The organism is Rothia sp. 27098_8_29 (assembly GCF_041432785.1).
Lineage (GTDB): Bacteria > Actinomycetota > Actinomycetes > Actinomycetales > Micrococcaceae > Rothia > Rothia mucilaginosa.
The window spans coordinates 1-26,578 of sequence record NZ_JAPWAI010000001.1 but is presented as its reverse complement, the minus strand read 5'-3'; the positions used below and the strand labels follow the sequence as shown (position 1 = coordinate 26,578).

At 60.1% G+C, this 26,578-nt stretch carries 19 protein-coding genes; 5 read left to right on the top strand and 14 right to left on the bottom strand.

All coding sequences use genetic code 11. From position 1 onward, the window contains the following. Window positions 1–435 precede the first annotated feature (435 nt). A complete protein-coding gene (locus tag O3649_RS00095) occupies window positions 436–2,154 on the top strand; it encodes a S8 family peptidase (protein ID WP_070630002.1) in 1,719 nt (572 codons plus the stop codon). 219 nt (window positions 2,155–2,373) lie between these two features. On the opposite strand, the gene O3649_RS00090 is transcribed toward O3649_RS00095, so the two are convergent. The 10 genes from O3649_RS00090 to clpB all read right to left on the bottom strand — a co-directional run bounded on the left by O3649_RS00090 (window position 2,374) and on the right by clpB (window position 16,070). After that, window positions 2,374–3,567: a bifunctional glycosyltransferase family 2/GtrA family protein gene (locus O3649_RS00090; protein ID WP_314849529.1), complete on the bottom strand. Its 1,194-nt coding sequence runs from the start codon at window positions 3,565–3,567 to the stop codon at window positions 2,374–2,376. Beyond that, window positions 3,564–4,634, bottom strand: coding sequence for a phosphodiester glycosidase family protein (locus O3649_RS00085; RefSeq protein WP_371572214.1), 1,071 nt, complete (start codon window positions 4,632–4,634; stop codon window positions 3,564–3,566). Before O3649_RS00085 ends, O3649_RS00090 begins: the two co-directional genes overlap by 4 nt. Before the next feature lie 333 nt (window positions 4,635–4,967). Continuing rightward, window positions 4,968–5,177 carry a DUF3073 domain-containing protein gene (locus O3649_RS00080; protein WP_005504588.1) on the bottom strand — a complete coding sequence of 70 codons (210 nt, stop codon included), beginning with the start codon at window positions 5,175–5,177 and terminating at the stop codon, window positions 4,968–4,970. A 368-nt stretch (window positions 5,178–5,545) separates the two neighbouring features. Continuing rightward, window positions 5,546–7,234 (bottom strand): carbohydrate-binding domain-containing protein, encoded by a 1,689-nt coding sequence (locus O3649_RS00075; RefSeq protein WP_371572212.1) that lies wholly within the window; start codon window positions 7,232–7,234, stop codon window positions 5,546–5,548. Between the two features lie 227 nt (window positions 7,235–7,461). Beyond that, the gene (locus tag O3649_RS00070; RefSeq protein ID WP_070641853.1) at window positions 7,462–8,382 is read right to left on the bottom strand and encodes a polyphosphate polymerase domain-containing protein; all 921 of its coding nucleotides are present in this window, start codon (window positions 8,380–8,382) and stop codon (window positions 7,462–7,464) included. A gap of 118 nt (window positions 8,383–8,500) precedes the next feature. Beyond that, a complete protein-coding gene (locus tag O3649_RS00065) occupies window positions 8,501–9,250 on the bottom strand; it encodes a DUF4956 domain-containing protein (RefSeq protein ID WP_070634925.1) in 750 nt (249 codons plus the stop codon). 314 nt (window positions 9,251–9,564) lie between these two features. Continuing rightward, window positions 9,565–10,608, bottom strand: coding sequence for an excalibur calcium-binding domain-containing protein (locus O3649_RS00060; RefSeq protein WP_371572210.1), 1,044 nt, complete (start codon window positions 10,606–10,608; stop codon window positions 9,565–9,567). Between the two features lie 314 nt (window positions 10,609–10,922). Then, window positions 10,923–12,140, bottom strand: a complete 1,218-nt coding sequence (locus tag O3649_RS00055) for an excalibur calcium-binding domain-containing protein (protein WP_070634927.1) — start codon at window positions 12,138–12,140, stop codon at window positions 10,923–10,925. Between the two features lie 199 nt (window positions 12,141–12,339). Next, window positions 12,340–13,308 carry a Sir2 family NAD-dependent protein deacetylase gene (locus O3649_RS00050; RefSeq protein ID WP_070641851.1) on the bottom strand — a complete coding sequence of 323 codons (969 nt, stop codon included), beginning with the start codon at window positions 13,306–13,308 and terminating at the stop codon, window positions 12,340–12,342. Window positions 13,309–13,460: 152 nt separating this feature from the next. Beyond that, window positions 13,461–16,070, bottom strand: coding sequence for an ATP-dependent chaperone ClpB (clpB, locus tag O3649_RS00045; RefSeq protein ID WP_070614819.1), 2,610 nt, complete (start codon window positions 16,068–16,070; stop codon window positions 13,461–13,463). A gap of 275 nt (window positions 16,071–16,345) precedes the next feature. On the opposite strand from clpB, the gene O3649_RS00040 reads away from it, so the two are divergent. From O3649_RS00040 to O3649_RS00025, 4 genes are all read left to right on the top strand, one after another. Continuing rightward, window positions 16,346–17,029, top strand: a complete 684-nt coding sequence (locus O3649_RS00040; RefSeq protein ID WP_049346086.1) for an NAD(P)-dependent oxidoreductase — start codon at window positions 16,346–16,348, stop codon at window positions 17,027–17,029. Between the two features lie 18 nt (window positions 17,030–17,047). Then, entirely contained in the window at window positions 17,048–17,704 is a 657-nt protein-coding gene (locus tag O3649_RS00035) for an HAD family phosphatase (RefSeq protein WP_049340938.1), read from the top strand. Between the two features lie 350 nt (window positions 17,705–18,054). Then, window positions 18,055–18,552 (top strand): Dps family protein, encoded by a 498-nt coding sequence (locus O3649_RS00030; RefSeq protein WP_070674637.1) that lies wholly within the window; start codon window positions 18,055–18,057, stop codon window positions 18,550–18,552. 390 nt (window positions 18,553–18,942) lie between these two features. Then, window positions 18,943–20,157 (top strand): VIT1/CCC1 family protein, encoded by a 1,215-nt coding sequence (locus tag O3649_RS00025; RefSeq protein ID WP_371572207.1) that lies wholly within the window; start codon window positions 18,943–18,945, stop codon window positions 20,155–20,157. 222 nt (window positions 20,158–20,379) lie between these two features. Here the strand turns inward: O3649_RS00025 and O3649_RS00020 are convergent, their stop codons facing one another. The 4 genes from O3649_RS00020 to O3649_RS00005 form a co-directional block, all read right to left on the bottom strand. Beyond that, window positions 20,380–21,327 (bottom strand): amino acid oxidase, encoded by a 948-nt coding sequence (locus O3649_RS00020; RefSeq protein ID WP_371572205.1) that lies wholly within the window; start codon window positions 21,325–21,327, stop codon window positions 20,380–20,382. 237 nt (window positions 21,328–21,564) lie between these two features. Next, on the bottom strand, window positions 21,565–22,482 hold the full coding sequence (sucD, locus tag O3649_RS00015) for a succinate--CoA ligase subunit alpha (RefSeq protein WP_005504562.1): 918 nt from the start codon (window positions 22,480–22,482) through the stop codon (window positions 21,565–21,567). 29 nt (window positions 22,483–22,511) lie between these two features. After that, a complete protein-coding gene (sucC, locus tag O3649_RS00010) occupies window positions 22,512–23,678 on the bottom strand; it encodes an ADP-forming succinate--CoA ligase subunit beta (protein WP_005504561.1) in 1,167 nt (388 codons plus the stop codon). Window positions 23,679–24,139: 461 nt separating this feature from the next. After that, window positions 24,140–26,578, bottom strand: a 2,439-nt coding sequence (locus O3649_RS00005; protein WP_371572203.1) for a UvrD-helicase domain-containing protein, incomplete at its 5' end; no start/stop codon positions are given.

Here is a 26,578-nt window from a genome sequence, read left to right as displayed (position 1 = left end):
TACTCTAGCACCCTTTTTCAGTTACTTTATGAATAAAATAACCTTTGTGATGCATGTCATTTTATGCATAGATGAGTAAAACTTAAATCACTACTTTAAGTCGCGAGAATATTCCGACTAGGCATTTCTTTATCTGCATTTACATGAAAGAAAAATCTCATTATTTACGCCACACTATCGAGTTTTAGCCCCGCCAAACATAGAAAAAGGTGCTAGGATAGCGATATCTCACCACATAAACTACTTCCGATGAACTCCCGCACGGGGGTTTAGAGAAAAATACACATCAATGCAGTGATGTGCATTTTCTTTTTCTATTCGCTCCTCACAAGCAAATATGCAAAAGAATGCAAATATTTTCTCGAAGGTGCATTTATGTGAGTGGATGACCAACCCACTTGCCGCTTCCGGCACTCACATACGCAAAGGACCCCGATGTCTTTTACCACTCACCCCTCAGCGCGCGGTGTCGCACGCACCGCGCTGAGCCTGGGCACCGCCGCAGCACTCGTCACGACCCTGGGCGCCCCCGCATCCTTCGCGGCACCCGCCAAGGCTAACGGAGCCGAGCGCGCCAAGGCGCACACCACCATTTCCTCCCTCAGCTCCGCACAGCAGAAGGCAGGCTTCAACCGATTCGTTATCACCTACACCGATAGCGCTCTGAACGCAGGTGGCATCAACTGGGCAAGCCCCGCAGGCACCCAGGTTGCCACCTGGAACGACGGCCTCTACCAGGGTCTCACCTCCGAGGTGAAGAGCGTCGATGACCTCTTCAAAATCAAGACCAGCTACGTACGCACCACCGCTCAGAAGGCAACCGTGGTGACTCTCTCCTCCAAGCTCACCGCGGAGCAGGCAGAGAAGTACATGGCGGCGCTGAGCTCTAACCCCTCCGTCGCGTCGGTTGAGCCCGACCTGCTGCGCCGCTCCAACGCACGCACCCGTACCGCCGCAAACTCCAAGGTCGCTCAGGTAGCCCAGGCTGCCCAGGCGTCGAACCAGGTTGTGGCGCCGAACGACACCCTCTACCCGCAGCAGTGGAACCTGCACGGCACCAAGGGTCTGGCTACCCCCGAAGCGTGGAAGACCACCCAGGGTGCCGGCGTGACCGTTGCTGTGATTGACTCCGGCATCGTCAAGCACCCCGACCTGGACGCTAACGTCCTGCCCGGCTACGACTTCATCACCGAGCCCTCCATTGCTCGTGACGGCAACGGCCGCGACTCCGACCCGACCGACCAGGGCAACTGGGAAGAAGCGGGCGTCTGCGGTGCTGATGCAGAGGCAAGCGAGTCGAACTGGCACGGCACCCACGTTGCCGGCTCCATCGCGGCGATTATGAACAATAAGCGCGGTATCGTCGGCGTGGCACCCTCCACCAAGATCCTGCCCGTGCGTGCCCTGGGCATGTGCGGCGGCTACGACTCCGACATTGCGGATGCAATGGTTTGGGCAGCCGGCGGCACCGTTGAAGGCGTTCCTGCGAACTCCAACCCCGCCAAGATCATTAACCTCTCCCTCGGCGGCGAAGGCACCTGCCCCGCAACCTACTCCAAGGCTATTGCTGAAGTGAACAAGCGCGGCGCGATTCTCGTTGTCGCTGCTGGTAACGATGGTCAGGACACTTCCAAGGTCGCTCCGGCTAACTGCGGCGGTTCGATCGTGGTGGGCGCTACCGACCAGAACGGTAAGCGTAGCGACTTCTCCAACTACGGCAAGCTTGTTGATGTGAGCGCCCCCGGCAGTAGCATCATGTCCACCGTGGACCTGGGCACCACCGTTTCCAAGGGTGCGGGCTACACCGAGTACGACGGCACCTCCATGGCGGCACCCCAGGTTGCTGGCGTGATTGCTCTAATGAAGTCCGTGGATCCCTCGCTGAACGCTGAGCGTGCAAAGCAGATTCTGAAGCAGAGCTCCAAGCCACTCACCTGCGATGTGAACGGTTGCGGTTCCGGCATTGTGAACGCCGCGAGCGCACTGGCTATGGTGCAGGGCAAGAAGGACCCGAACCCGCAGGCAAAGCCCTGGCCGAAGCGTGCACCCAAGCACCCGACCCGTGCGGCTCGTGTTGGTTACGTGACTAACCCGGCTGTTAACCACAACCCGCCGTTCCTGATTACTGCTCACGGCCTGATTCCCGGTCAGTAATCGGCATGTTGCCAGCTCGGAAGCCGGTGAGCCAATAGGCTTCTGAAGGATGCCACATACAAAAAGCCCCCGTTGAGTTTTCTCAGCGGGGGCTTTTCGTGAACAGAAACGCTGCGGCTTTTGGTGCTGCAGCTTGCTTCTCCCACCCACCCTCACGACCGACAGGTGGGAGAAATCTTTGGGTACGCCCCGAGCCTGTTGGAGGCTAGGGTAAGCGAGCTAGGGGCGTACCTGGGAGGCGCGCGCACCGGTACGAATACCGGCAGCCTCCATGCGGGCGGACTCGTAGCTGACCGCATGCAGACCCGAGGGGGCGTTGGTTGCTACTGCCTTCTCTCGCGGCTTTTCCTGACCCTGGGTGGGCAGGAAGACCCAGCGGCGCTGGACCGCGAAGCTGATCGGGATCAGAATCAGTTCGGTCAGGATCTTGGCGACCAGCAGGGATGCACCCAGGCCGGTCAAAGCTTCCATCAGGGCCGCGTTGGCGGCGAGGATACCCACCGCCAGCACGGTGTACCGTACCAGCGAGGAGGATGCCGAGGGGCGTGCGCCTCCGTCGTGCATGAGCATTCGGTTGACGGTGAAGTTCGTCAGCGCCGAGATGACACGCGCACCGACCACGGCTGCCAGTAGCGGAGCGCCCATGCCCACCAGGACGAAGAGGGCGATAGCATCCACGAGGAAGCCGGTCAGGAAAGACGATGCCAAGAAGGCAAGCAGCGGTGCGTAAATGAGCGCCGAATCCTGCAGAGGCCTAAAGTGGCTGGTCGGGTTGCCGGGCTCGTAGACCTTCACGATGGGCACCTGCACCAGTTCCACGTCTGCGCGGGTTGCGCGTAGCAGCATGGAGAACTCGTACTCGTACTTATCGCCGGGAATCTGCAACAGCCAGTCCAGGATCTGCGGGGTGAAGCCGCGCAGACCGGTCTGGGTATCTGCCACGCGAGCGCCGGTCGCCAGGGCGAAGAAGCCTACGGTTGTGCTGTTGCCAATCTTGGAGCGCAGCGGCACCTTGGTGCCTTCTTCGCCGGCGTTTGGGTCGGGCTTGGTACGCACGCCGAGGATGATGCTCCGCTGACCTGCCACCGCGGCGGTTTCGGTGCGCACGCCCACACGGAAGATATCCCGAGGTAGGTGCTGGCCGTCCGCGTCGGCGGTGACGATGACCTCGCCGGGGCGGTTTGCTTTCGCCCAGGCGATGCCGGTGCGCAGTGCCGCACCCTTGCCTTTGTTGGCGGGGTGGGTCTGCACGGTCACGCCGTCGATGCGCAGTTCGGTAAAGATGGGTGCGTAGGTGCTACCGGATCCGTCGTCAATCACGAGGATTTCGGCGGCAGGGTCCTGTTCGCGCAGGGCCCGGGCAAGGCGGACCAGTGATTGGTCCGGCTTATAGGCGGGTATCAGGATAATCACGATGCACTCCCTGCAATGTAGAGGATGTCGCTGGTGCTACGTTCCTTGGTGCCACCCTGCGGGCGGTTGACCAGCTTGTTGTTGAAGACCATGGCGGAGGAGCCACCACCGTCCAGGTTGTAGGCGCTCACGCAGCCGAGGTCCTTGAACATTTGGGCGAACTCGGGCATGGTCACGCCACGCGAGTAGTTGGTGGAGCGGCCGTCGACCACGATGAAGACCAGGTGGTTGGTGCCGAGCACACCCACACCGGTTCGCGGCTGGTTGCCCTGGATGGAGTGGTTACCGAAGTTGGTGTCCACCTCGACGCTGTCGATGCCGTCGACGATTGCGGAGTCCTTGACCAGTGCGGGTCCAAAGGAGAGGGTGTTCCACACACCCTCGCTGACGAGGGTCTGGGCGTTGGTTGCGGTTTCGTCGTAGAGCTTGACGGAGCCGTCGCGGTAGAAGGCCAAACCCTCGCGAGCGCCGGAGTCACGGTAGACAACACCGTTTCGAATCACGATGCCGGTGGTACGGAAGCCGTAATAGTCGCCGTTGATTGCCCAGATGCCGTTGTGTTCGGAGGCAATGTTCGAGGGGGTGTCGATGATGTTCTGGCCGAACTTGTTGTTGGCGAAGGCGCTTCGCAGCAGGGTTGCATTGTCGAGCTTGATGTCTGCTACGAAGGAGACGACCGCATCCGAGCCGCTGCCGGTGGTGTTGGAGGTGATGGTGATCGAGCCTTCGTTAGCAGTGAGGCTCTGGCCGTTGACCTTCACGCCGGTCAGTTCGGTGGGATCTGCGGTGGCGGAGCCGGAGGCGCTTGCGTTTGCCTGAGCTGCTGCCGCCTCGTAGGCGGTGGTGTCTTCGATTTCGGTGTGCTCTGCCAGGTAGCGGTTGTAGGCCCAGCCTGCGCCGCCGCCGACTACTGCGAGTGCGCCGAGGCCGCCGCCGATGAAGATTCGACGGGTGAGCTTCTTCTTGGCTAGCTTCTGCTCTGCTGCGGTTTGCGCTGCGTTAGCTTGTTCTGCTGCGGTCTGGGTTGCCTGGTCAATGCTCTGAGTCATGTTCTGTTCGTTGTTCATGTCTCTAGAATGCCGGTCTATTCTCTGCGCCAGGCATGACTAAGCTGTGCAGAAGCTATGTATGCTTATTCATTCCAAACTTTTTTATTACTGCCTATGCTTTATTACCAGATGGCGCTATGCATATATGTGTATAAACATGTGTATTGGCTTTGTACTCCACATAATTGAGAACCCGGTGGGCAACCTGTCCTCGCGCACACACCTGAGAGTGCATCCTCAAAAACTGCGGGCACGAAAAAACCGGCTGAGCACCCCGTGCGGGGCCTCAAGCCGGTTCATCATCTATGAAATACGCTCGGTCGATATGCACCGAATCATTCCGCGTATTCTTTATGCCTCATCCTCGTAAGACGCGTACTTTTCTGCGTATGCCGAGTAGTCGTCCTCGTCGTCATAGCGACGGCGGGACGAATCGGAGGACTTCGTTTTCTTCGCGCTGCTGAGCTCGCGCTCGAGTGCGCTGTAGTCGGTCTCGGGGCTGAAGTACTTCATCTCCCGAGCCTGCCTTGTTGCTTTAGCCTTCTGACGGCCGCGCCCCATGGCGTGACCCCCTCTTTCATCCTGTCCGAGGCGAACAGCACGCGCGGCGCATCGCTCTCGGATCGTTCAACAGTCTTTACTACACTATAGAGTACCCTGTTTCAGCCCTGAATGTCTCGCTCAACGGCACCTATTTTGCGTATCAGAGCACTTCTTCGCACCGGAACAACCGTTTTATTTTGCACCCGCAGCTTTTTTACCCCAGCCGCCACACTCCCTATATAACACGTAGCCCCGCACCGGATATATCACTACATCCGATGCGGGGTGAGTGTCTCTGCCTCCGGCTCACTCACAAGACCGGGTTCGGAGAGGGTACCGTGCCGGTCATGACATCCAGCACGGAGCTTGAGGGGCACTCCTGCCGCTTAGCTTGCAGTGAAGGAGCCCAGCGAGGTGGCGTTAGAAGCCAGGGTGGTGCTGGAGGCATCCACGCTATCGGTGGTGGTGTACACGGTGTAGCTCTCGCCCTTGGTGATCTTGGAGCTGGAGACCAGGATCAGTGTGGTGCTGGAGTTAGCCACCTTGTAGTTCGCCACCACGGTACCGGAGGAGTCGGTCACCTGTACGGTGGTGCCTGCGCTCAGGTTCGATACGTTGCTGATCTTCACGTAGCCGCTGGTGGAGTTGGTCGCGGGCGCCTCGAACATGTCACCGGAGTTACCCGCGGCCACGGTCGTGCCGTTGAGCAGCAGGTTGCCGTTGGTGTCCAGGGATGCGTTACCGCCGGTGAAGGGACCGTTCACGATCAGCGTGCCACCGGAGAGGGTTGCCGTACCGTTGGAGTCGATGCCGTCGCCGTTCGCGTTCACGGTGACGGTACCGCCGGAGATGTTGATGGTTGCGTCGACCACCTCGAAGGTGCTGCCGCCACCGCCCATGCCGCCACCTGCGCCACCGCCAGCCGGGGGCTGGCCCATGGTACCGGAGGGTGCCTGACCGCCTGCCGGAGCCTGACCTGCGCTACCGCTGGGCGCCTGGGGTGCAGAGTTCTGGCCATTCTGCGCGCTCTGCTTAGTCGAGGTTGCAGTAGTCGGCTCAGTGCTGGTCGAGGTGGTGCTGTACGAGGCGTTGATACCGTCATCCGAGCTGGTCACGTTCACGGTGCCGTCCAGAATGTTGATGTACTGCGCCTCAATACCCTCGTTCGCCTTGGTAATGTTCAGGGTACCGCCGGAGATTTCAAGCACGCGCTCAGCCTTGAAACCGTCATCACCTGCAGAGATGTTCACGGTACCGCCACTCAGGCGTACCCAGCCGCGGTTGCCGTCGGTGTCGTTAGTTGCCTTGATACCGTCCTTGGTTGCGGTCACGGTGATGGTGCCGTCCAGGATATCGACGTAGTCCTTACCCTTGATGCCGGTGTTTGCCGCGTTCACTTCCAGGGTACCGGAGGCAATGACCAGGCCGTCAGAGGTGTGGATACCCTCTTCGTACTTACCTTCAACCTTCAGGGTGCCTTCGCCCGCCAGGGTCAGGTCACTCTTGGAGTAGATAGCTGCGTCGGGGCTGCCGCTGGCGGTATCCGAGTAGGAGGAGCCGTCAGAGACGGTGTTGGTGGTACCCGATGCGGTGTAGATGACGACCTCGTCCGCCTCAACAACGTTGATAGCTGCACCGGTGGAGTTGGTGATTGTCGCGTTGTTCAGGATCAGGCGGACCATGTCACTGTCGGCTGCATCAACCTTAATCTGGCCATCGTAGGTGCCGGTGAGCTTGTAGTTGCCCGCCTTGGTGATGGTGATGACGCCGTCGCTGACGGTCACACCGTCGGTCGCGGTCGGGTTAGAAAGATCGATAGTAACTTCGCTGGAGGAATCCCAGGTCAGATCCTTCGCGGAGTAGTGGGTGTCCTCGGCGAGCTTCGCTCCGCTCTTCACGTCGGTGGAGAAGGAGTCTGCCACCTTCGACGTGGTGCCCGAAGTGCTCGAAGCGGAGGTACTGATTGCACTCGAAGCGCTGGCATTCGATGCCGAGGTTGCCGAGCAGCCGGTCAACGCCAGGGCTGCCAGGAGGGTAATGGAGGTTGCGCTCTTAATCATATTGCTCTTTTTCACGGGTTTTCCTTTGTGTTTGGGTGACCACTCGCGTAGAGCCAGCGCCACAGGGGTAAGACGTATGTGAAATGTGAATATGTGTGAGAGCGGTTATTGCCTGTGTGGGGCGAATAAGGCCGATGTTGTGCTTGGTTCGGGGGTATAGGTTAGGGGGCTGGGGACGCGGGTAAGGTAGGTGCGCTACCCTACCCGCGCATCCAGATTGTTGTTATAGCCAGATTGCCGTTTTAGGCGGCTGCGAAACGCTCGGTCAGCAGCTTCTGGTAGTCCTCTTCGGTCATGTCATCCACGTTCAGGCGGGTGCCATTGACCGGTTCCAGGTGCATCCAGTTCTTCAGGGTTTCTTCCCACTTGTTGCTTGCCAGCTGCGGGTTCAACGCCGCCATACCGGTTGCAAACTTGGAAATCTTCGCGGGGGTGATGCCCGCATCCCAGAGGTGCTGATCTGCCACGGAAGGCTCCACGCCGGACTTGGTTTCGATGATGACCGCGTTCGGCAGGCCGTAGGTGGTGCCAACCAGGTTGCCGTGGAAGTTACGGTAGTTCACGCCCGCCATGAGGATGTTCTCGGACAGAGGGGTCCAGGTCAGGGCGTTATCTACGGTCATACGGGAGGCGACCGGGTTCTTCTCGCTCTGCGGCAGGAAGACCGTGGTACGGCGGTAGCCGGTGGTCAGAACCGCCTCCAGCTTGTGCACGGGGCCGGCGAGAATATCGCCGAGTGCTGCGGTGATGTACTCGTGGCCTTCCACGGTAAGCGTATCGCGGTTCTCGAAGGTGTACGGGATACGCTTCTTGACGGTCATATCCTGCTCACCGTCGGTCTTGACCTCCAGGAAGGTCAGCTCCGAGTCCAGGTAGCTACGGGTACGAATCTTGAAGGTGTCATCGCGGCTGTAGGCTGCCGAGTGGTAGCTCTGCATCTGCGGGGTGTCGAAGTAGACCGAGTCGTAGGCGAAGTCGCGCTGGCCATCGATTTCCATGACGGAGGCATCTGCGCCGAGCGTGGAGAGTACCTTGGCGGCCGTTTCTGCGTCGACAATGTACTTGCGGTCCACGCGGGTCTGCATGGCTGCCTTCTCGTTCATGGCTTCGAGGCTGATGCTCTTCCACTCTGCGGGGATGATGTTTGCGGCTGCGTTAGTCATGGGTCTTCGTCCTTCTGGGGCGCCGTCCCTGCGTGCTGTGCGCTGGGGGCGGCGTGTCGTGGGTATCGGAGATGTTTGTGCAGTTAGAGTGAATCGGAGGCTTTTATACCGGCTGGTCTTACTTGCCTACCGGGGTGCGCTGGAGCGGAACCATCCGGGTGTCCAGGGTGGTGTGCGCCTCGGCGGTGGGAACCTGAGGTGCTGCCGGGTAGGCCGCAGGAGCCTGCGATGCTACCGTCTGAGCGGCTACAGGCTGAGCCGCAATCGGTGCTGCGTTAGCCGGTGCTGTCTCCACTGCCGCGGGGGTGCCGCCCTCGGTGGTTTCCTTGGGTTGGTAGGTGACGGTGGCGCGGGTCAGGTTGTTCACCATGTCCAGCTCGGTGATCTTCGCCGAGGTGACGGTGTAACCCAGGCGAGCACTCAGGTATGCCTTGAGCTCTTCCTCGTCGCTGATCGCACGATCGGCGGTGACGGCCTGAGTCTGATCGGTAGAGACCGGGGTGCTGCGCGAGTCGAGAATCGCGATCAGGGCGACCAGGGTAGCCATGAGGCCGAAGGCGATGTACGCCGGGCTAATGTTCACACCTGCGATCATGCCGACCGAGAGGGCTACGAAGTAGTAACCCACCTCGCGCTGGCTCAGGGCGGTGGAACGCAATCGGATAATCGACAGGACACCGAAGAGGCCCATACCCATAGCGGATGCGTTCGATCCGGCGGATACCAGCGCCACCGAGACGGTGAAGATGCCGGCGTTGATGACCGCGTAGGAAATCATCAGTTCGCGGTTGCGGTGCCGCACCATGTAGAGGGTGCAGAGAGCTGCGATGGCTATGGCATCGGCAATCGCCATGGTCAGAATAGTCATTGGGTGCTCCAGGTATCGTGTCGTGATGTTCGCGGTGCTCTTTGCTGTCTGTTCTTCAGCTTCGGGCTGTGCGTTCTTTGTAGTATCTAGATTCCCGTGCAAGCCTGTGTTTACCCTGTGCTCGCCTTAACTTATAGATAAGTGTTATATGTCTCTAATAAATACCCTAATCGTGGCGCTATTCAATCGTAATTTTTCTCTTTTCTCGCGTCCTTGACGGAGCATCCCACAGCTTCAAAAAGCACAAAAAATGGGCTCCCTCCGATATGGAGGGAGCCCATAAAAGCAGCTAAAAACTTAGCGACTAGGCGTTATTATGCCTTCTTGCGCATACGGGTTGCCACGATGGTCGCGCCACCAGCACCCAGAGCAATCAGACCCAGACCAGCAGCGGTCATCGCGTCGGATGCACCGGTCTTAGCCAGGGAAGAAGAGCTCTTGGAGGATGCGTTCGAAGAACCGGAGCCCAGGTTGTCATTCGAGCCGGAGCTCAGCGAAACGCTGTCAGACTTGTTGGAGTTCTCGTAGTTCGGCTGCTCTTCGCAACCTTCATCGTCACCGTCAGCGTCGAACTTATCGCGGAAGTCCGGGTCACCCCTATGAATAGAGGTGCCGCGGTCTGCCCACACGTCAGCACAGTTCTGGTACTTGTAGGTCTTCTCGTCCTTTGCGGAGGAGTCGGAAGCCTGGTCAGACTTCTGGTCTTCAGACTTCTGCTCTTCGGCAGGCTTGGTTTCCTTAGCGTCCTCAACTGCGGGTGCGGAGGTCTCTTCAGCAGGCTTGGGAGCCTCGGTGGTCGGCTCAGCAGTTGCTTCCTTGGAGGGCTCGGGAGTGGGATCCTGGGTGGGTTCCGAAGTCGGGTCCTGAGAAGGAGCGGGGGTCGGGTCCTCCGAAGGAGCCGGTGCGGGCTGCTCTGCAACCTTAATGGTCACGGTAGCTGCCTTACCGCCGCGGGGAACGTCGCCGTCCTTCAGGGAGCCGGACAGCAGGTAAATGTCAACGGAAACGCTGCCGTGCAGCTCTTCCTGCCAGGGGATGGTGGCGGAGAAGTTACCATCGCTATCAGCGTGGATTTCCAGGTAGTCCTGGCCGTTAATCTTAACGGCGCCCTTGTTCAGCTTCAGAGCCAGAACGGAGCCGGAGGTGCCGTCAGCGGTCTTGAAGCCCTCGCCACCAATGTTCAGGCCCTGACCCTCATACCAGGTGTCGGGGGCAATGAACTGTGCAGAGTCTGCGTAGGTGTAGACAGTCTGAGGCGCGCCTTCAACAGCGAAGGTTGCGGGAACGGAAGTAGCAATGAGGCCACAGCCAATCAGAGCGGTGGCACCGATGCGTGCGATGTTGTTTCGAATGTTCATGCCCCCCATTCTAACGAGCGAAGCTTGGGATACCGGCTCCCAAGACGCCAATTTGCCATGACCTGACTCACAAACCGGGGTTTTCTTGAAGGTTTATTGAAGGCATGGTTGAACCATAGAGACCTTTTGCACCGCCGTGCACCCCTAAAGTCTCAATTGAGACTTGAAGAAACCAGCAAGTACATGCGCCATCCCACCGACACAACACGCCAACAAAAACCACCCCGTTAAACGCAAGAATCCCCTCCGCCGAACATTCAAAAGCGTTCAGGAGAGGGGACTCTCACGCACCGCACCGGGCGGTGACGATAGTTTTAGGAGTTCTTGCGGTTACGCACAGCGGTCACGCCAGCAACGCCCAGACCCAGAGCTACCAGGCCCAGGCCAGCCATGGTGAAGGCGTTGGAAGCACCGGTGTTAGCCAGGGAGGAGCGCTGAGCGCGGCTCGAAGTGGAATTGCTCGAAGAGGAGGAACCGCTACCCAGGTTGTCCAGGCCGCCAGAGTTGCGGGAAGAAGAACCCGAGGAACCGTTGGAAGAGGAACCGTCCGTCACCTCGCTGTTAATGACCTCGCAGCCCAGGCCGTTACCATCGTTGTCGAACTTCTTACGGAAGTCCGGGTGGCTTTCGTGAATGGGCGCCAGGCCAGCAGCCGCAACCTCTGCGCAGTTCGCGAAGCGGGTGCTCTCAGCCGAAGCGGTCACCTGCTCGGTAGCGGAGGTGGAATCACCCAGCTGATCCTTCGCTTCGTTCGCTACAGGTGCGTTCTGCTCAGTAGTGGCCGAAGCGGAAGCCGATGCGGAAGCAGAAGCCGAAGCAGAGGGGGTTGCAACCACAGAAGCGGAAGCCGACGCGGTAGCCGAGGGGCTCACCGAAGCGGTAGCGGACGCCTTCTCATCGGCGCGGTCCTTGATCTTTGCATCCACGGAGGCAACAACCTCATCAGCGGCGGTAGCCGAAGCCGAAGGAGTCGCAGATGCGGAGGGCGCAACAGAAGCGGAGGGGGTAGCCACCACGGAAGCCGAAGCAGAAGCGGTTGCCGAAGGGCTCACCGAAGCGGTAGCGGAGGGGGTTGCTTCCTGAACGGAACGAGCCTCAATCTTCACGGTCGCAGCCTTGCCGCCGCGAGCGGTGTCGTTGTCCTTCAGGGAGCCGGAGAGCAGGTAGACGTCCACGGAGATACGCTCATCCAGGTCGTTCTGCCAGGGAATGGAAACGGAGAAGTTGCCCTTCTCGTCAGCCTGAACTTCCAGGTAGTCCTTGCCGTCAATCTTGACGGAGCCCTTGTTCAGCTTGATAGCGATGACGGAGCCGGAGGTGCCGTCCTGAGTCAGGAAGCCTTCGCCGGTAATCTTCAGGGTTTCGCCCTTGTACCAGACCTCAGAGATGTGGGAAGTCGCCTTGTCGGAGTAGACGTGGGTGACGGACTCTTCACCGTTCTGAGCGAACGTTGCGGGGATTGCGGTGACCGCCAGACCGCAGCCGATCAGGGCGGTGGCACCGAAGCGAGTGATAGTGTGTCGAATGTCCATCCCATCATTTTATCCCCGCGCTCTGGGTGTATCCGCCTGTCCAGGGGCTATTTGCAATGACTTGCAACACAAAATAGCACTTTCGTGCAGTTAACGACGGGCCAGCTATAGGTCAGTGCACGCGCGGCAAAATTCGCTAGAGAAACAGCATTCACTGGAAAACAGCGCAGCCTAGACCTCTGCAACGACTCCAGCAACCTTAAACGTCAACGGCGTCGAGCATGAGTTCCAGCGCCTCACCCACGCCGGTGCGCCACAGGTAGGTAGCCTTCGCATCCGCACGACCGGGGCCGCCATTGATGACAGCGACCGGCTTGCCGGCACGCAGAGCCTCCAACACAATCTTGTAGCTACTCATAACCGCCACCGAGGAGCCCACCACCAGCAGCGCCGAACATTCAGCGAGCATGGCGTCCTTGAGCGCCTTACGTTCGGCGGGCACGGACTCACCAAAGTACACCACATCCGGCTTGAGGCGGGTCGAACCGCAGGCGATGCAGGGCACCATCTGAAAATCGCGGATATAGCGTTCGTCCAGCTCCACGTCACCGTCAGGGTTCACGCGCAGCTCTTCGTTATCAAGGCGCGCCAGGTAGCCGGGGTTCGCCGCGTCCAGGCGCGCATCCAGGCTTTCGCGGCCCTCATCCTGCCCGCAGTCCAGGCAGACGATGCGCGACAGGTCGCCGTGCAGCGCCAGCAGACGGGAGCTTCCAGCACGGGCGTGCAGCCCATCCACGTTCTGCGTAATCACGCCGCTCACGGCACCCAGCTGCTCCAGCTCGGCGAGCGCATAGTGGGCGCGGTTCGGTTCGGCGCGGCGCATGCGGCGCCAACCCACGTAGGAGCGCGCCCAGTAGCGTTGGCGGGCGGCGTCATCGTAGCGGAATTCCTGGTAGGTCATGGGGCGGTGGTCGTGCAGGGAGCCGCCGGGTCCGCGGTAATCGGGGATGCCGGATTCGGTGCTCACTCCCGCGCCGGTGAGCACGAGAACCTTACCCGCTTTGAGTAGCTTGGCAATACCCGCGGAGGCGTATTCTTCGTCGTGCGGGGTGGCGTTCTCAGAGACAACGCGCTGAATCGAGCGGATTGCGGCACGGTGCACGGAGGCGATTTCTTCGCGCTGCTCACCGGCGGCGGCGAAGTTCTGGTGGTCAGTCCAGCGGTCCATTCTTCTCCTCAATGCTCTGTGTATTAGTGCGGTTCTAGTGCGTTAAACGGCTGTGGGGTACCCCTTTTGAGGGTACCCCACAGCCTATTTCTTATGGTTTCGAATGTGCAAACTCAGCCACAGGCTAAGTCCGCCCAGCCAACCGGTTGAGCTTAGTTCTCAGCCTTCTGCTCACGCTCGGAGGTCACCGACAGGCCGTCGCTGGCAACGTCCGGGTTCACGTCCACGGTCACGGTGTCGCCGTCGTGGATTGCGCCGGAGAGGATGCCGCGAGCCAGGCGGTCGCCAATCTCACGCTGAACCAGGCGGCGCAGCGGGCGGGCACCGAATGCCGGGTCGTAGCCGGTCTTACCCAGCCACTCGAGGGCTGCCTCGGTCACGTTCAGGGTGAGGCGGCGGTCCTCCAGACGCTTAGCCATGCTCTTGATCTGCAGGCCCACGATCTGGCCCAGGTTCTCAGCCGACAGGGGCTGGAACATGATGATGTCGTCCAGTCGGTTGAGGAACTCGGGGCGGAATGCCTGGTGAACAACCTCCAGCGCCTTCTCGGATCGCTCCTCGAAGGGCAAATCCTGGTTGACCAGGTACTGCGAACCGAGGTTCGAGGTCAGGATCAGGATGACGTTGCGGAAGTCCACGGTGCGGCCCTGGCCGTCGGTCAGGCGGCCGTCATCGAGTACCTGCAGCAGGATGTCGAAGACCTCGGGGTGTGCCTTCTCGACCTCGTCGAGCAGGACCACCGAGTAGGGGCGACGGCGTACAGCCTCGGTCAGCTGACCGCCCTCTTCGTGGCCAACGTATCCGGGAGGGGCACCGACCAGGCGGGACACGGTGTGCTTCTCGGAGTACTCGCTCATGTCGATGCGTACCAGGGCACGCTCGTCATCGAACTGGAACTCAGCCAGTGCCTTAGCCAGCTCGGTCTTACCGACACCGGTCGGGCCCAGGAACAGGAAGGAACCAATCGGGCGGTTCGGGTCGGAGATGCCGGCGCGGGCGCGGCGCACAGCGTCAGAGACAGCGACTACTGCGGCTTCCTGGCCAATGAGGCGGGCACCGATGCGCTTCTCCATTTCGAGCAGCTTCTCGGATTCACCCTGCATCATGCGGCCTGCGGGAATACCGGTCCAGGAGGAAATCACCTCGGCAATATCGTCCGCGGTGACCTCTTCGGAGACCATGGACTCGTTCTTGGCGGTGTCCTCGGCGCGCTGTGCTTCTTCCAGCTCAGCCTGCTTTGCGGGAATCTCGCCGTAGAGCAGGCGGGATGCCTCAGCGAGGTTACCCTCGCGCTGTGCAACCTCTGCGCGGGAACGTAGCTCGTCAATCTGGGTCTTGATGTCACCCACACGGTTCAGGCTAGCCTTCTCGGCCTCCCAACGAGCGTTGAGGGCGTCGAGCTGTTCCTTCTTGTCAGCCATGTCCTTGCGCAACGCTTCCAGACGCTCCACGGATGCGGGATCGGTCTCGTCGGCAAGTGCCAGTTCCTCCATGGTGAGGCGGTCCACGGCGCGGCGCAGCTGGTCGATTTCCTCCGGTGCGGAGTCAATTTCCATGCGCAGGCGGGATGCTGCCTCGTCAATCAGGTCAATTGCCTTGTCAGGCAGCTGACGGGAGGGAATGTAACGGTTGGACAGGGTTGCTGCGGCAACCAGCGCGGAGTCAGCGATCTGCACCTTGTGGTGTGCCTCGTAGCGTTCCTTCAAGCCACGCAGAATACCGATGGTGTCATCTACGCTGGGCTCGCCCACGTACACCTGCTGGAAGCGGCGCTCCAGTGCGGGGTCCTTCTCGATGTTCTCGCGGTACTCGTCCAGGGTGGTTGCACCGATCAGGCGCAGCTCACCACGGGCAAGCATGGGCTTGAGCATGTTGCCTGCGTCCATGGAGCCTTCGGATGCGCCGGCACCGACGACGGTGTGAATCTCATCGATGAAGGTCACGATCTGACCTTCGGACTTCTTGATTTCCTCGAGGACTGCCTTCAGGCGCTCCTCGAACTCACCGCGGTACTTTGCGCCTGCGACCATGGAGCCCAGGTCCAGGCTGATGAGGGTCTTGCCGCGCAGGGATTCGGGCACGTCGCCAGAAACCATGCGCTGTGCCAGGCCTTCCACGACGGCGGTCTTACCGACGCCGGGCTCACCAATCAGGACGGGGTTGTTCTTGGTTCGGCGGGAAAGCACCTGCACGACGCGGCGAATCTCAGAGTCACGGCCGATGACCGGGTCGAGCTTGCCCGCGCGGGCAATGGCGGTCAGGTCGGTGCCGTACTTTTCGAGCGCCTGGAAGGTGCCTTCGGGGTCGGGGGTGTCCACGGTGCGGTCTCCTCGGACGTTGGGGATGGTCTGTGCGATGAGCTCTGCGGTAGCGCCGAGCTTGTGCATTGCTTCAGCGGTGCTATCGGTTCCGCTGGCAATGCCGAGCAGAATCATTTCGGTAGAAACGTAGGTATCTCCGAAGCCCTGGGCACGGGTCTGTGCCGCCTGCAGAGCAGAGAGCGCTGCACGGCTAAGGGAAGCATTCTGCACGGAGGCACCGGATGCCTTCGGCAGCTTCTTGATTTCAGCGGATGCCGCCTCGGAGATAGCGTCCACATCCAGGCCTGCAGCCTTGAGGACTGCTACGGCGACGCCTTCGCGCTGGTCCATGAGGGCTTTGAGGATGTGCGCGGTTTCAATAGTGGGGTTACCGGCGGTTTGAGCATTAGTATTTGCCGCCGAGATAACTTCTTGACTCTTGGTCGTGAACTTGTTGTCCATGATGTTCCTTTCGCATTTCGAGGGGCTTATCCTATGCGCCCCTGCATTACATAACTTGAGTCTACTCGACTCAATTATGTTTCGCAAGCCTCCTGCAAAAAAATTTTCATATTTTTCACCCCACCTCACCCCACCTCACACCCCTGACCCCCAAACAAAAGCCCCGGACAAAAGCCCCAGTCAAAACCGCATTGTTATACTGACCGGACTGGGTACTTGCGAGGCTGGGTGCTTGCGGGCTCCCACAACAATCACAGTCACGAATGGGGACCCACATGAAAATACTGGTTCTAGGTGCAACCGGCCGCACCGGCTACCTCTTCACCCGCAAAGCCCTAGAGGAGGGGCACACCGTCACCGCCTACGTGCGCAACCCCGATAGGGCACAAGCGCTTTTGGGGGCGCACCAAAATCTCACTATCATTCCGGGGACCCTGAACGATGCCGAACAGCTCGCCGCAGCATCCTCCGGGCAGGACGTCATGGTGAGCGTCCTGGGGCAGAAAGCCACGGTGCGAGAGTTTCTCTCCTCCACGTTCATGCAGGAGCGTCTGCCCCTCATCATGGAGGCGGTCACGGGCGCAGGCGTAAAGCATTGCGTTCTGATGAGTGCCTACGGTGTCGGCAATACGGTACGGACCGCGTCCCTCCCCATGCGCCTGGTGTGCAAGGTCATCATGCGCGGCATTTTCACCGACAAGGTTAAGGCGGACGCCCTGGTTGCCGAATATCAGCCATATATTTCGCGTGCTCATCCGGGCAGGCTGACCGATAAGCCCGGTAAGGGCGGGGTGAAGGTATTTGACATGGCGAGCGTCGAGCGAACTCCGGGCATCCCCACGATTGCCCGTGAAGACGTTGCCGATGCACTGCTCACTATCGCCAAGAACCCTCAGAATGCGGGCACAGATTTTTTGGTGACGATTGGGGACGTTGCCCTACACTCGCCCCAGAAATAAACCGGTAGGCTTAATGACATGACGACTACGAACACCTTCCCCGCCGCCATTCTCTTCGACCACGACGGAACCCTCGTCGATACTGAACCCGTATGGGCTGCCGCAAAGGTTGCTCTCACCGCAGAATTTGGCGGCACCTGGACCGAGCAGGACACCCTCGATTGCCTGGGCCTGTCGATGCAGTTCACCCTGGATCGTCTGCGCGAGCGCGGCGTGAACCTGCCGGACGAGGAGATTAACGATCGACTGGTGGCGAAGGTGCGCGAGGCCCTGGCGCAGCAGCCGGTCGAGTTCCTTCCTGGCATTGAGCGTTTCCTCTCGGAGGTTCACGATGCACAGATTCCGGCCGCCATCGTCACAAACGCAACCACCTCCGTGGCTCGCCGCACCGCAAACGCGGCACCCGAGGGCACGTTCTCGGTGGTTATTGGCAACGATGAGACCACCAACCCCAAGCCGGACCCGCAGCCCTATCTTTTGGCGGCGGAGCGTCTTGGTGTTGATCCGACTCAGTGCGTGGCTCTTGAGGACTCCCCGTCGGGCGTGCGCAGTGCGACCGCGGCGGGTATGCGTGTCATTGTTGTGCCGGGCGAGCTGGAGGTTCCGGCGGAGCTGGGCACCGCGCGCCTCAAGCATGAGGAGCTGACTCTGGAGGCGGTTCGCGCGCTGGCGTAACCGCCCGATTCGCACGCGGAAAGCTCTGCAGAAAGGCTAGAGGCCCTGTAGAAAACTGAATACACTTCACCGTAAAGGGTGGGATGCACAAGATGAGATACCGCGCGTCCCACCCTTTGTGCGTGCTTGGGCGGTGAGCCACACGGGCATTTGGGGCTGACACGTTTAAGCAGCGCCTTTTGAACAGGGGCTTTTAAGTGCGGCGCGACACATAGATGACAATTTATTACGAATTACTCAAAATAACCTTGACAGCGGTTCCTTAAAATGATTTACTCATAATAACGATTCGGCGGGGCACGCAAACCCCACCGAACCACAAACATCACAGCATCATGAAGGAGACCATCATGGCATTTGCAAACTACACCGCACCCGGCCTGACCCTCGAAGAAGGCAAGGGCATTTCCGAGGTTCTCCAGGCACGTCTGCACGACCTGAACGACCTGCACCTGCTGCTGAAGCACGCTCACTGGAACGTGACCGGCCCCGGCTTCATCGCCGTTCACGAAATGATTGACCCCCAGGTCGACACCGTCCGCGAGTTCGTCGACGCCATCGCAGAGCGCATGGCAACCCTGGGCGCAACCCCCAACGGCCTGGCTGGCGCACTGGTCGCACAGCGCACCGTCGAGGACTACGCAGTTGGCCGCGCACCCGTCGCCGCTCACCTGCGCGCCCTGAACGACGTCTACACCCGCGTGATTGAGGCTCACCGCAAGGCGATCGCGTTCGCTGGCGAGTCCGACCCCGTCACCGAGGACCTGCTGATCGGTCAGACCGCCGAGCTGGAGAAGTTCCAGTGGTTCATCCGCGCGTTCCTGGAGAACGGCGAAGGCAACATCTAAGCTGCAGCCTTCTAAGTCATAGGCTTCTAAGCCGTAGCCTCTAAACTGCAGCCTACATACGGCGGCAAGTTATATAGGCGCAAGCTTTTAGAGTCACGAACCGGGCGGGTGCGCTCTCCTATACGGAGGGTGCGCCCGCCCGGCTTTTTATGCTCGAAGCTACCCCGCCTCTTCCCGCCCACTTTCACTCTTCCCGACCCTTGAGTCCTCGTCCATGCGGTACAGCAAAGTACGTTGAGGCGAACAATAACACCGGGTTAGGCCGTCCTAGATTTTCTGTTCGGAGTGCTCTACAGTGGTTCACTGATCAACACAGAGCACACAGATCGAACACATGATTGAGCGCCCGAAAGATACCCGGCGCGGCCCGTACCCGGCGGAAAGAGAGATATGAGCACGCACGCCCCGAACGAGCACGGCGAAGACAAGCACGGCGAGCAGACCGAGAAGCTTCAGGCTAACGCGGCCGAGGCTGAAGAGACCGCAGCTGAGGCGACCGAGCACGAACCGACCCGCCACAGTGCGGTTACTTCCCCCTCCCCCGCGCAGATTAAGCGTTGGCGCCGCTACCTAGCTGATGAAGAGTCGGAGGCGCGCATCTACCGCTACCTGGCTCGCCGCGCCGAGGGTACCGACCGCGAAATCCTTTTGCAGGTTGCTGAGGCGGAGAAGCGTCACCAGCAGCATTGGCGTGACATGCTCGGCGAACACGCGGATGTTCACGTGCGCCCGTCTATGCAGTCTCTAGTGTTGCAGTTCTTGGCGAAGAACTTCGGTTCGGTGTTCATTCTGGCGATGGCGCAGCGCGCGGAGTCTCGTTCCCCTTACGCTGAGGACCCGGACGCTACCGAGGAAATGGCGGCCGACGAGGCGATTCACGAGGAAATTATTCGCGCCCTGGCAACTAACGGTCGCGAGAAGCTTTCGGGTAATTTCCGTGCGGCGGTCTTTGGCGCTAACGACGGTTTGGTGTCGAACCTGGCGTTGACTATGGGTATTACCGCCTCGGGCGCGTCCAGCTCGATGGTCCTGCTCTCGGGTATTGCGGGCCTGCTGGCGGGTGCGCTGTCGATGGCGGCGGGTGAGTTTGTGTCTGTGCGTTCTCAGCGCGAACTGCTGGATGCTTCCCAGCCGACCCAGGTGACCCTGCGTGTTGCGCACGATTTGGATTTGGATTCGAACGAACTGGAGCTCATTTACCGTGCCCGCGGCATGGAGCCGGAAGCGGCACATCACCGTGCGATGGAGCGTTTCGGCTACCTGGATTGTGACTGCGATCCGTCGCTGTCTCACCGCGAGGAAGAGGATCGTGAGGAGAATGTGGCTTTGGGTACCGATATTGGTGCCGCCGCAGCGTCGTTCGCGTTCTTCGCTTCGGGTGCGTTGGTTCCGATTCTGCCCTATATCTTTGGCTTGTCGGGTGTGTTCGCGATGGTGCTGTCCCTGCTGTTTGTGGGTGCGGCGCTGGGCTTCACCGGCGGCGTGGTGGGCCTGCTTTCGGGTGCTTCCCCCCTCAAGCGCGGTATTCGCCAGATTCTAATTGGCTTTGGTGCGGCGTTCGTGACCTATCTGCTGGGTCTGGCCTTCGGCACGACGGTCGGCTAGTCGCACCCCACGTAATCTCTCGACAAGTGTATATAGCCGCTCTGGAATTCGTTTTCAAGCGTTTGAGAACTATACAGATGCAGAAATCCCCCGGTGGATACATTCAGTGTATCCGCCGGGGGATTCATCACTCTCTGCACTTGCACCGCTCAGCACGGGGCAAGCAACAATGCGGGGCGAACCTCACGGGGCGTTAAGCTGATGCCCTACAGTATAACCAGATTAGGGGTTAATCTGGGTGGTAGTCTCAGCGCCAGAGAGCACCTTGGTGTCGGTGTAGCCGTTACCGGAGTAGGTAATGGTTGCATTCTGGATGCTGGAGGTCTGCTTGTAGGAGACCCAACCCTGTGCAGGGTTGAAGAACACAATACCGGGCATAATGACGACCTGACCGTACAGCTTGTTACCGGTCTGCTTCAGAGTGTACGCCTTGGTGGTAGTGAAGGTAATACGGCCCTTGAAGGTGTAGGTGCCATCAGAATTCTTGGTCACGGTCGGGACCGAAGCAGACCAGTTGCCTGCTGCCTGAGCAACCGACAGGTAGCGTGCCTGACCTGCCGAAGCAACCAGCTCTGCAAGCGTACCCTTCGGCGCACGGCCGTTGGGGGTCCATGCCTGACCGTTGACCTTACCGCTCTTAGCAGCGTTCAGAGCATTAGCAGGCACGGTGTACTCAACATCAGTCACGAAGGTTGCCCCGGCAGCCAGGGTCGCGGTAGAACCTGCAACGTAGCCGGTACCAGTCTTGGGTGCAGTAGTCGGAACAGACCACCAGAAACCGCTAGATGCCACGTAGGAGCCGGGGGATGCAGTCTGGGAGTTATTGACCGGGGTAAAGGTACCCTCACCGTTGATAAACAGGTCAGGGTTGGTGGGCTTGGAAGCGCTATCGTCCCAGTTCAGGTCGGATTGGGGCTTGGAAGAAGATGCGAAGTACGCCTCAGGAGTGGTCGGGTGAATCGGACCGGTGCTGGTGGACGAAGCGTAACCAACAAAGCCGCCACCGTACTGAGCGCTGACAAACAGGCCGCTCTGGATAGTCAGCTTCTCCTCAGAATCATCGCTCCTGGAGGATGCTGCGTAGGCCGGCACTGCAGCAGAAGCCGCAATAACAGGTGCAGACCAGACGCCTGCCTTCGCGACAGAACGACGGGAAATGGACTGAGTCATGAGTGAATGTTCTCCTCGTATGTGATGACATATAGATAGAGCCCGCTGGTATAACAATCTGACTAGGCTCAATGCGTTCTATTGTATAGTCCTTCAGCATAGACTTTTCATTTGTTTCGCATGATATATATAACAAAATAGGCTCTTCAGCTCACTGAACTATTTTCAAAAACCTGATTTAACGCGAAAATGCCGGCAGTCTTTCGACTACCGGCATCTGCCGCAATACTATGCTGTTTACTTCGCTGCGAAGATTTCGCGCATCAGGTTTGCAGCCTCGGAGGGGGTCTTACCGACCTTCACGCCTGCTGCTTCCAGAGCTTCCTTCTTCGCCTGAGCGGTACCGGAGGAACCGGAGACAATAGCGCCTGCGTGGCCCATGGTCTTACCCTCAGGAGCGGTGAAGCCTGCAATGTAACCAACGACGGGCTTGGTCACGTTTGCCTTGATGTACTCTGCAGCACGCTCCTCAGCGTCACCACCGATCTCACCAATCATGACGATTGCTTCGGTCTCGGGGTCAGCTTCGAAAGCTTCCAGAGCGTCGATGTGGGTGGTGCCGATGATGGGGTCGCCACCAATACCGATAGCGGTGGTGAAACCAATGTCGGACAGTTCGTACATCAGCTGGTAGGTCAGGGTACCGGACTTGGAAACCAGACCGATCTTGCCCTTGCCGGTGATGTTCGCCGGGATAATACCAACCAGGCACTCCTCGGGGGAGATGATGCCGGGGCAGTTGGGGCCGATGATGCGGGTGATCTGCTTGCCGTTCTCGTCCACGGATGCCTTAGCAGCTGCCCAGAACTCTGCGGAGTCCTGAACCGGAACGCCCTCGGTGATGACGACGACGAGGCCAATCTTAGCCTCGATAGCCTCGAGAACTGCTGCCTTGGTGAAGGCCGGGGGAACGAAGACGATGGAGACGTTCGCGCCGGTCTTCTCCATAGCCTCAGCTACGGAACCGAACACGTTCAGCTCGATGTCGGAGCCGTCCTTCGCCTTGTGGGTGACGGTGGTGCCAGCCTTGCGAGCGTTCACGCCGCCCACAATGTTGGTGCCTGCTGCGAGCATGCGTGCGGTGTGCTTGGTACCCTCGCCACCGGTGATGCCCTGAACGATGACCTTGGAGTCCTTGTTCACAAAGATAGACATATTACTTCCTTGAAATCCTTTGCTGGCGATTACGCCTTGTGAGCGAGCTCTGCTGCCTTGTCAGCGCCGGAGTCCATGGTCTCAGCCAGAACAACCAGCGGGTGGTTCGCCTCGGAGAGGATGCGGCGACCCTCAGCAACGTTGTTGCCGTCCAGGCGCACAACCAGGGGCTTGGTTGCTGCGTCGCCCAGAATCTCCAGAGCCTTCACAATGCCGTCTGCCACTGCGTCACATGCGGTGATGCCGCCGAAGACGTTCACGAAAACGCTCTTGACCTGCTCGTCGCCCAGAATGATTTCCAGGCCGGCAGCCATAACCTCAGCGGACGCGCCGCCACCAATATCAAGGAAGTTTGCGGGCTTGACGTTGCCGTGGTTCTCGCCAGCGTATGCAACGACGTCCAGGGTGGACATAACCAGACCTGCACCGTTACCAACGATGCCGACCTCGCCGTCCAGCTTCACGTAGTTCAGGTCGAACTGCTTTGCCTTAGCTTCCAGCGGGTTCTCAGCGGACTTGTCCACGAGAGCCTCGTGCTCGGGCTGGCGGAATTCTGCGTTGTCGTCCAGGGAGACCTTGCCGTCCAGGGCGAGGATGGTACCCTCGGGGGTCAGAACGAGGGGGTTAACCTCAACCAGGGTTGCGTCTTCCTTGGTGTAGACTTCGCCCAGCTTGACGAGAACGGGAACAACCTTCTCCTGCAGTTCTGCGGAGAAACCTGCTGCCTTAGCAATTTCCTCAGCCTTAGCCTGGTCCAGGCCGACCAGCGGGTCAACCTCGATCTTTGCCAGTGCCTCGGGGCGCTCAGCAGCGAGCTGCTCAATTTCCATACCGCCTTCTACCGAGCACATTGCCAGGTAGGAGCGGTTTGCGCGGTCCAGCAGGAGGGAGAAGTAGTATTCTTCGGCGATGTCTGCGCCGTCAGCGACCAGCACGCGGTGAACGGTGTGGCCCTTGATGTCCATGCCGAGAATTGCCTTAGCGTGCTCGTAAGCTTCTTCGGGGGACTTTGCGAGCTTAACGCCGCCAGCCTTACCGCGGCCGCCGGTCTTAACCTGAGCCTTAATGACGGTCAGGCCGCCAATTTCCTCAGCTGCTGCCTTTGCTTCTTCAGGGGTGGTCGCAACAATGCCCTTGAGCACGGGTACACCGTGCTTTGCGAAGAGCTCGCGCGCCTGGTATTCGAAAAGGTCCACAGGTGTCCTTCTTCTTCGAAGTGGTGCCGAGTACTGGTGCACTCGGCCTGGTCTCATTAGAGGAGGTTCCCCCGTGTGGTCAGTACGGTGCGATAGGGGTCTCTCGCACCCGGCGCACACGCATCATTGACGCGGGGAATTTCTCTCGTCTCTACTCTATCGGATTCGGCGTGAGCTCGCACTCACAGAGCCCCAAATCTGAGATTTTAGCGACTCAGCTCACAAATATTTTGGGTACATTCCACCCAAAGGCTGTGCACCGGGTAACTAACCCGAACTAACGCTCCCCGATCCGCCGCGAAATACCGGCGAAAATGCGGCGTTTACCGCCGTGCTCTGCAAAGCCCCGGCCACCTTCTCAGCAGGCGGACAATACGCCCGGTACAGCGCACAAAAGAGGGGCGGGCACCCTCAGGTACCCGCCCCTCCATAGGCATTGTCAGGTTCTTACGCCCGACGCGTTAGCTCACCTTCTCCAGCGGCGCGTAACGCAGCAGCAGGCGCTTCTCTTCCGAACCGAAACGGACCTTCGCCACGGTCTTATCGCCGCTACCCTCAACGGCGAGCACGCGACCCTCACCAAACTTGGTGTGGCGCACGGTATCGCCAACCGCCAGAGTCGGGATTTCCTTGCTCTGGTGCACGCGGGAACGGTTCGTCACCTTCGAGGTGGCCGCCGCCAGCCCGTAGCTTGCCGAGCCGTTAATATCCGCGGTGGACGGCTCAGAACGGCGTGCGGGGCGGGACTCGTAGGGGTCGTATGAGCCGCGCGAGCCGCCGGAACTGTAACCACCCGAGCCGTAGCCGCCCGAGCTGTAACCACCCGAATAGCCGCCGGAACCGTAGCCGGAACGAGAACCGCCTGAATAGCCGCCACCGTACGAGTTCCCGTATGAGCTACCGCCATAGGAACTGCCGCGAGCGCCATACGCACCCATACCGGAGGCGCCAAAGCCCGAAAAACCGGCGGTGCGCTTCCACTCAATCAGCTCCTCCGGAATCTCCTCCAGGAAGGGCGAGGGCGGGTTGAACTGGCTCTTACCCCACATGGTGCGGGTCTCGGAGCGGGTCAGGTACAGGCGCTCCATGGCGCGGGTCAGACCCACGTACGCCAGGCGGCGTTCCTCGCTCATTTCCTTCTCGTCGGTCAGGGCACGCTGATGCGGGAACAGGCCGTGCTCCATGCCGGTCAGGAACACCACGGGGAACTCCAGGCCCTTGGCGGTGTGCAGGGTCATGAGAGTGACCATACCCTGCGCCTTCGCCTCGGCGGCTTCGGCGGCAATCTGTGCGGCGGAGGCGTTCTCACCCTCCGCGCTGGCGGGGCGGTTCGGGATTGAGTCGGCGTCGGCGACCAGAGCCACGTGTTCGAGGAACTGCTCCAGGTCAGCGCCGGGGTTCTCGGTCTCGAACTCGACCATGGCGTCGAGCAGCTCGGAGAGGTTCTCCACGCGCGATTCGTCCTGAATGTCCTTGGAGGCGCGCAGAGCCGCCAGGTACCCGGTCTGCTCCAGGACCGCTTCCAGGCAGGTTGCGGCGGGTTCGGTGCGGGCAATCTGCGCCAGGTCGTCCATGAGGCGCACGAACTCGGCGTACTTCTTGACCGCGGCGGCACCCAGGCCGGGGATGTCGGCTGCCTGGCGTGCGGCGGCGTAGAAGGAGATGCGGTTCGCACTCGCGTACTCCGCCACCACGGACTCAGACTTAGCACCGATACCGCGCTTGGGTTCGTTGAGGATGCGGCGCACGTTCACGTCGTCATCGGGGTTGCTCAGGGCGCGCAGGTACGCCAGCGCGTCCTTGATTTCCTTACGCTCATAGAAGCGGGTGCCGCCGACCACGCGGTAGGGCAGGCCGGCACGCATGAGCATGTCCTCGAGGGTTCGGGACTGCGCGTTGGTGCGGTAGAAGATTGCGACGTCACCGGGCTGCACGCCGTGCTCATCGGCAAGGCGGTCAATTTCGCGGGTGATGTAGCGTGCCTCGGCGTGTTCGGATTCGGCAACGTAACCGATGATCTTCGCACCGGCGCCGGAGGCGGTCCACAGCTTCTTGGGGCGACGGTCAGGGTTGCGTTCGATGACCGCGTTCGCCGCGGAGAGGATATTCTGCGTGGAACGGTAGTTCTGTTCCAGCAGGATCGTGTGGGCGTTCGGGTAGTCCTTCTCAAAGTCCGTAATATTGCGGATATCCGCGCCGCGGAAAGCGTAGATGGACTGGTCGGAGTCACCCACCACGGTCAGCTCGGCAGGGGGCGCGGCATCCGGGTAGGGGCCGCGGTCAGCCGGTGCCTTCGTGTGGGCGCCGACCAGTTCACGCACCAGCTGGTACTGGGCATGGTTAGTGTCCTGGTACTCGTCCACGAGGATGTGACGGAACTTGCGGCGGTAGTAGTTCGCGATTTCGGGGAACTTCTTGAGCAAGAAGACGGTGCGGCCAATCAGGTCGTCAAAGTCGAGGGAGTTGGCGGCGCGCAGACGCTGCGTGTAGACGGTGTAAATCTGCGAGATGGTCTTCTCGTACGGGTTATCGCTCGCCACGCGGGATGCGTACGCTTCGGCGCTGACCAGCTCGTTCTTCAGCGCGGAGATGCGGTTGCCCACAGCCTTGGCGGTGAACTTCTTGGTGTCCAGGTTGAGCTCTTTAATGATGAGGCTCAGCAGACGCTGCGAGTCGGTCGAATCGTAAATGGTGAAGGTGGACTTCAGACCCAGGGCGGCGGCCTCACGGCGCAGCACGCGCACGCAGAAGCTGTGGAAGGTCGAGATCCACATGTGCTTGGCGCGCGGGCCAACCAGCGCCTCAATACGTTCACGCATTTCGGCGGCAGCCTTATTGGTGAAGGTGATGGCGAGAATCTGGCCGGGGGTCGCGCGGTGGGTTGCGAGCAGGTAGGCGAT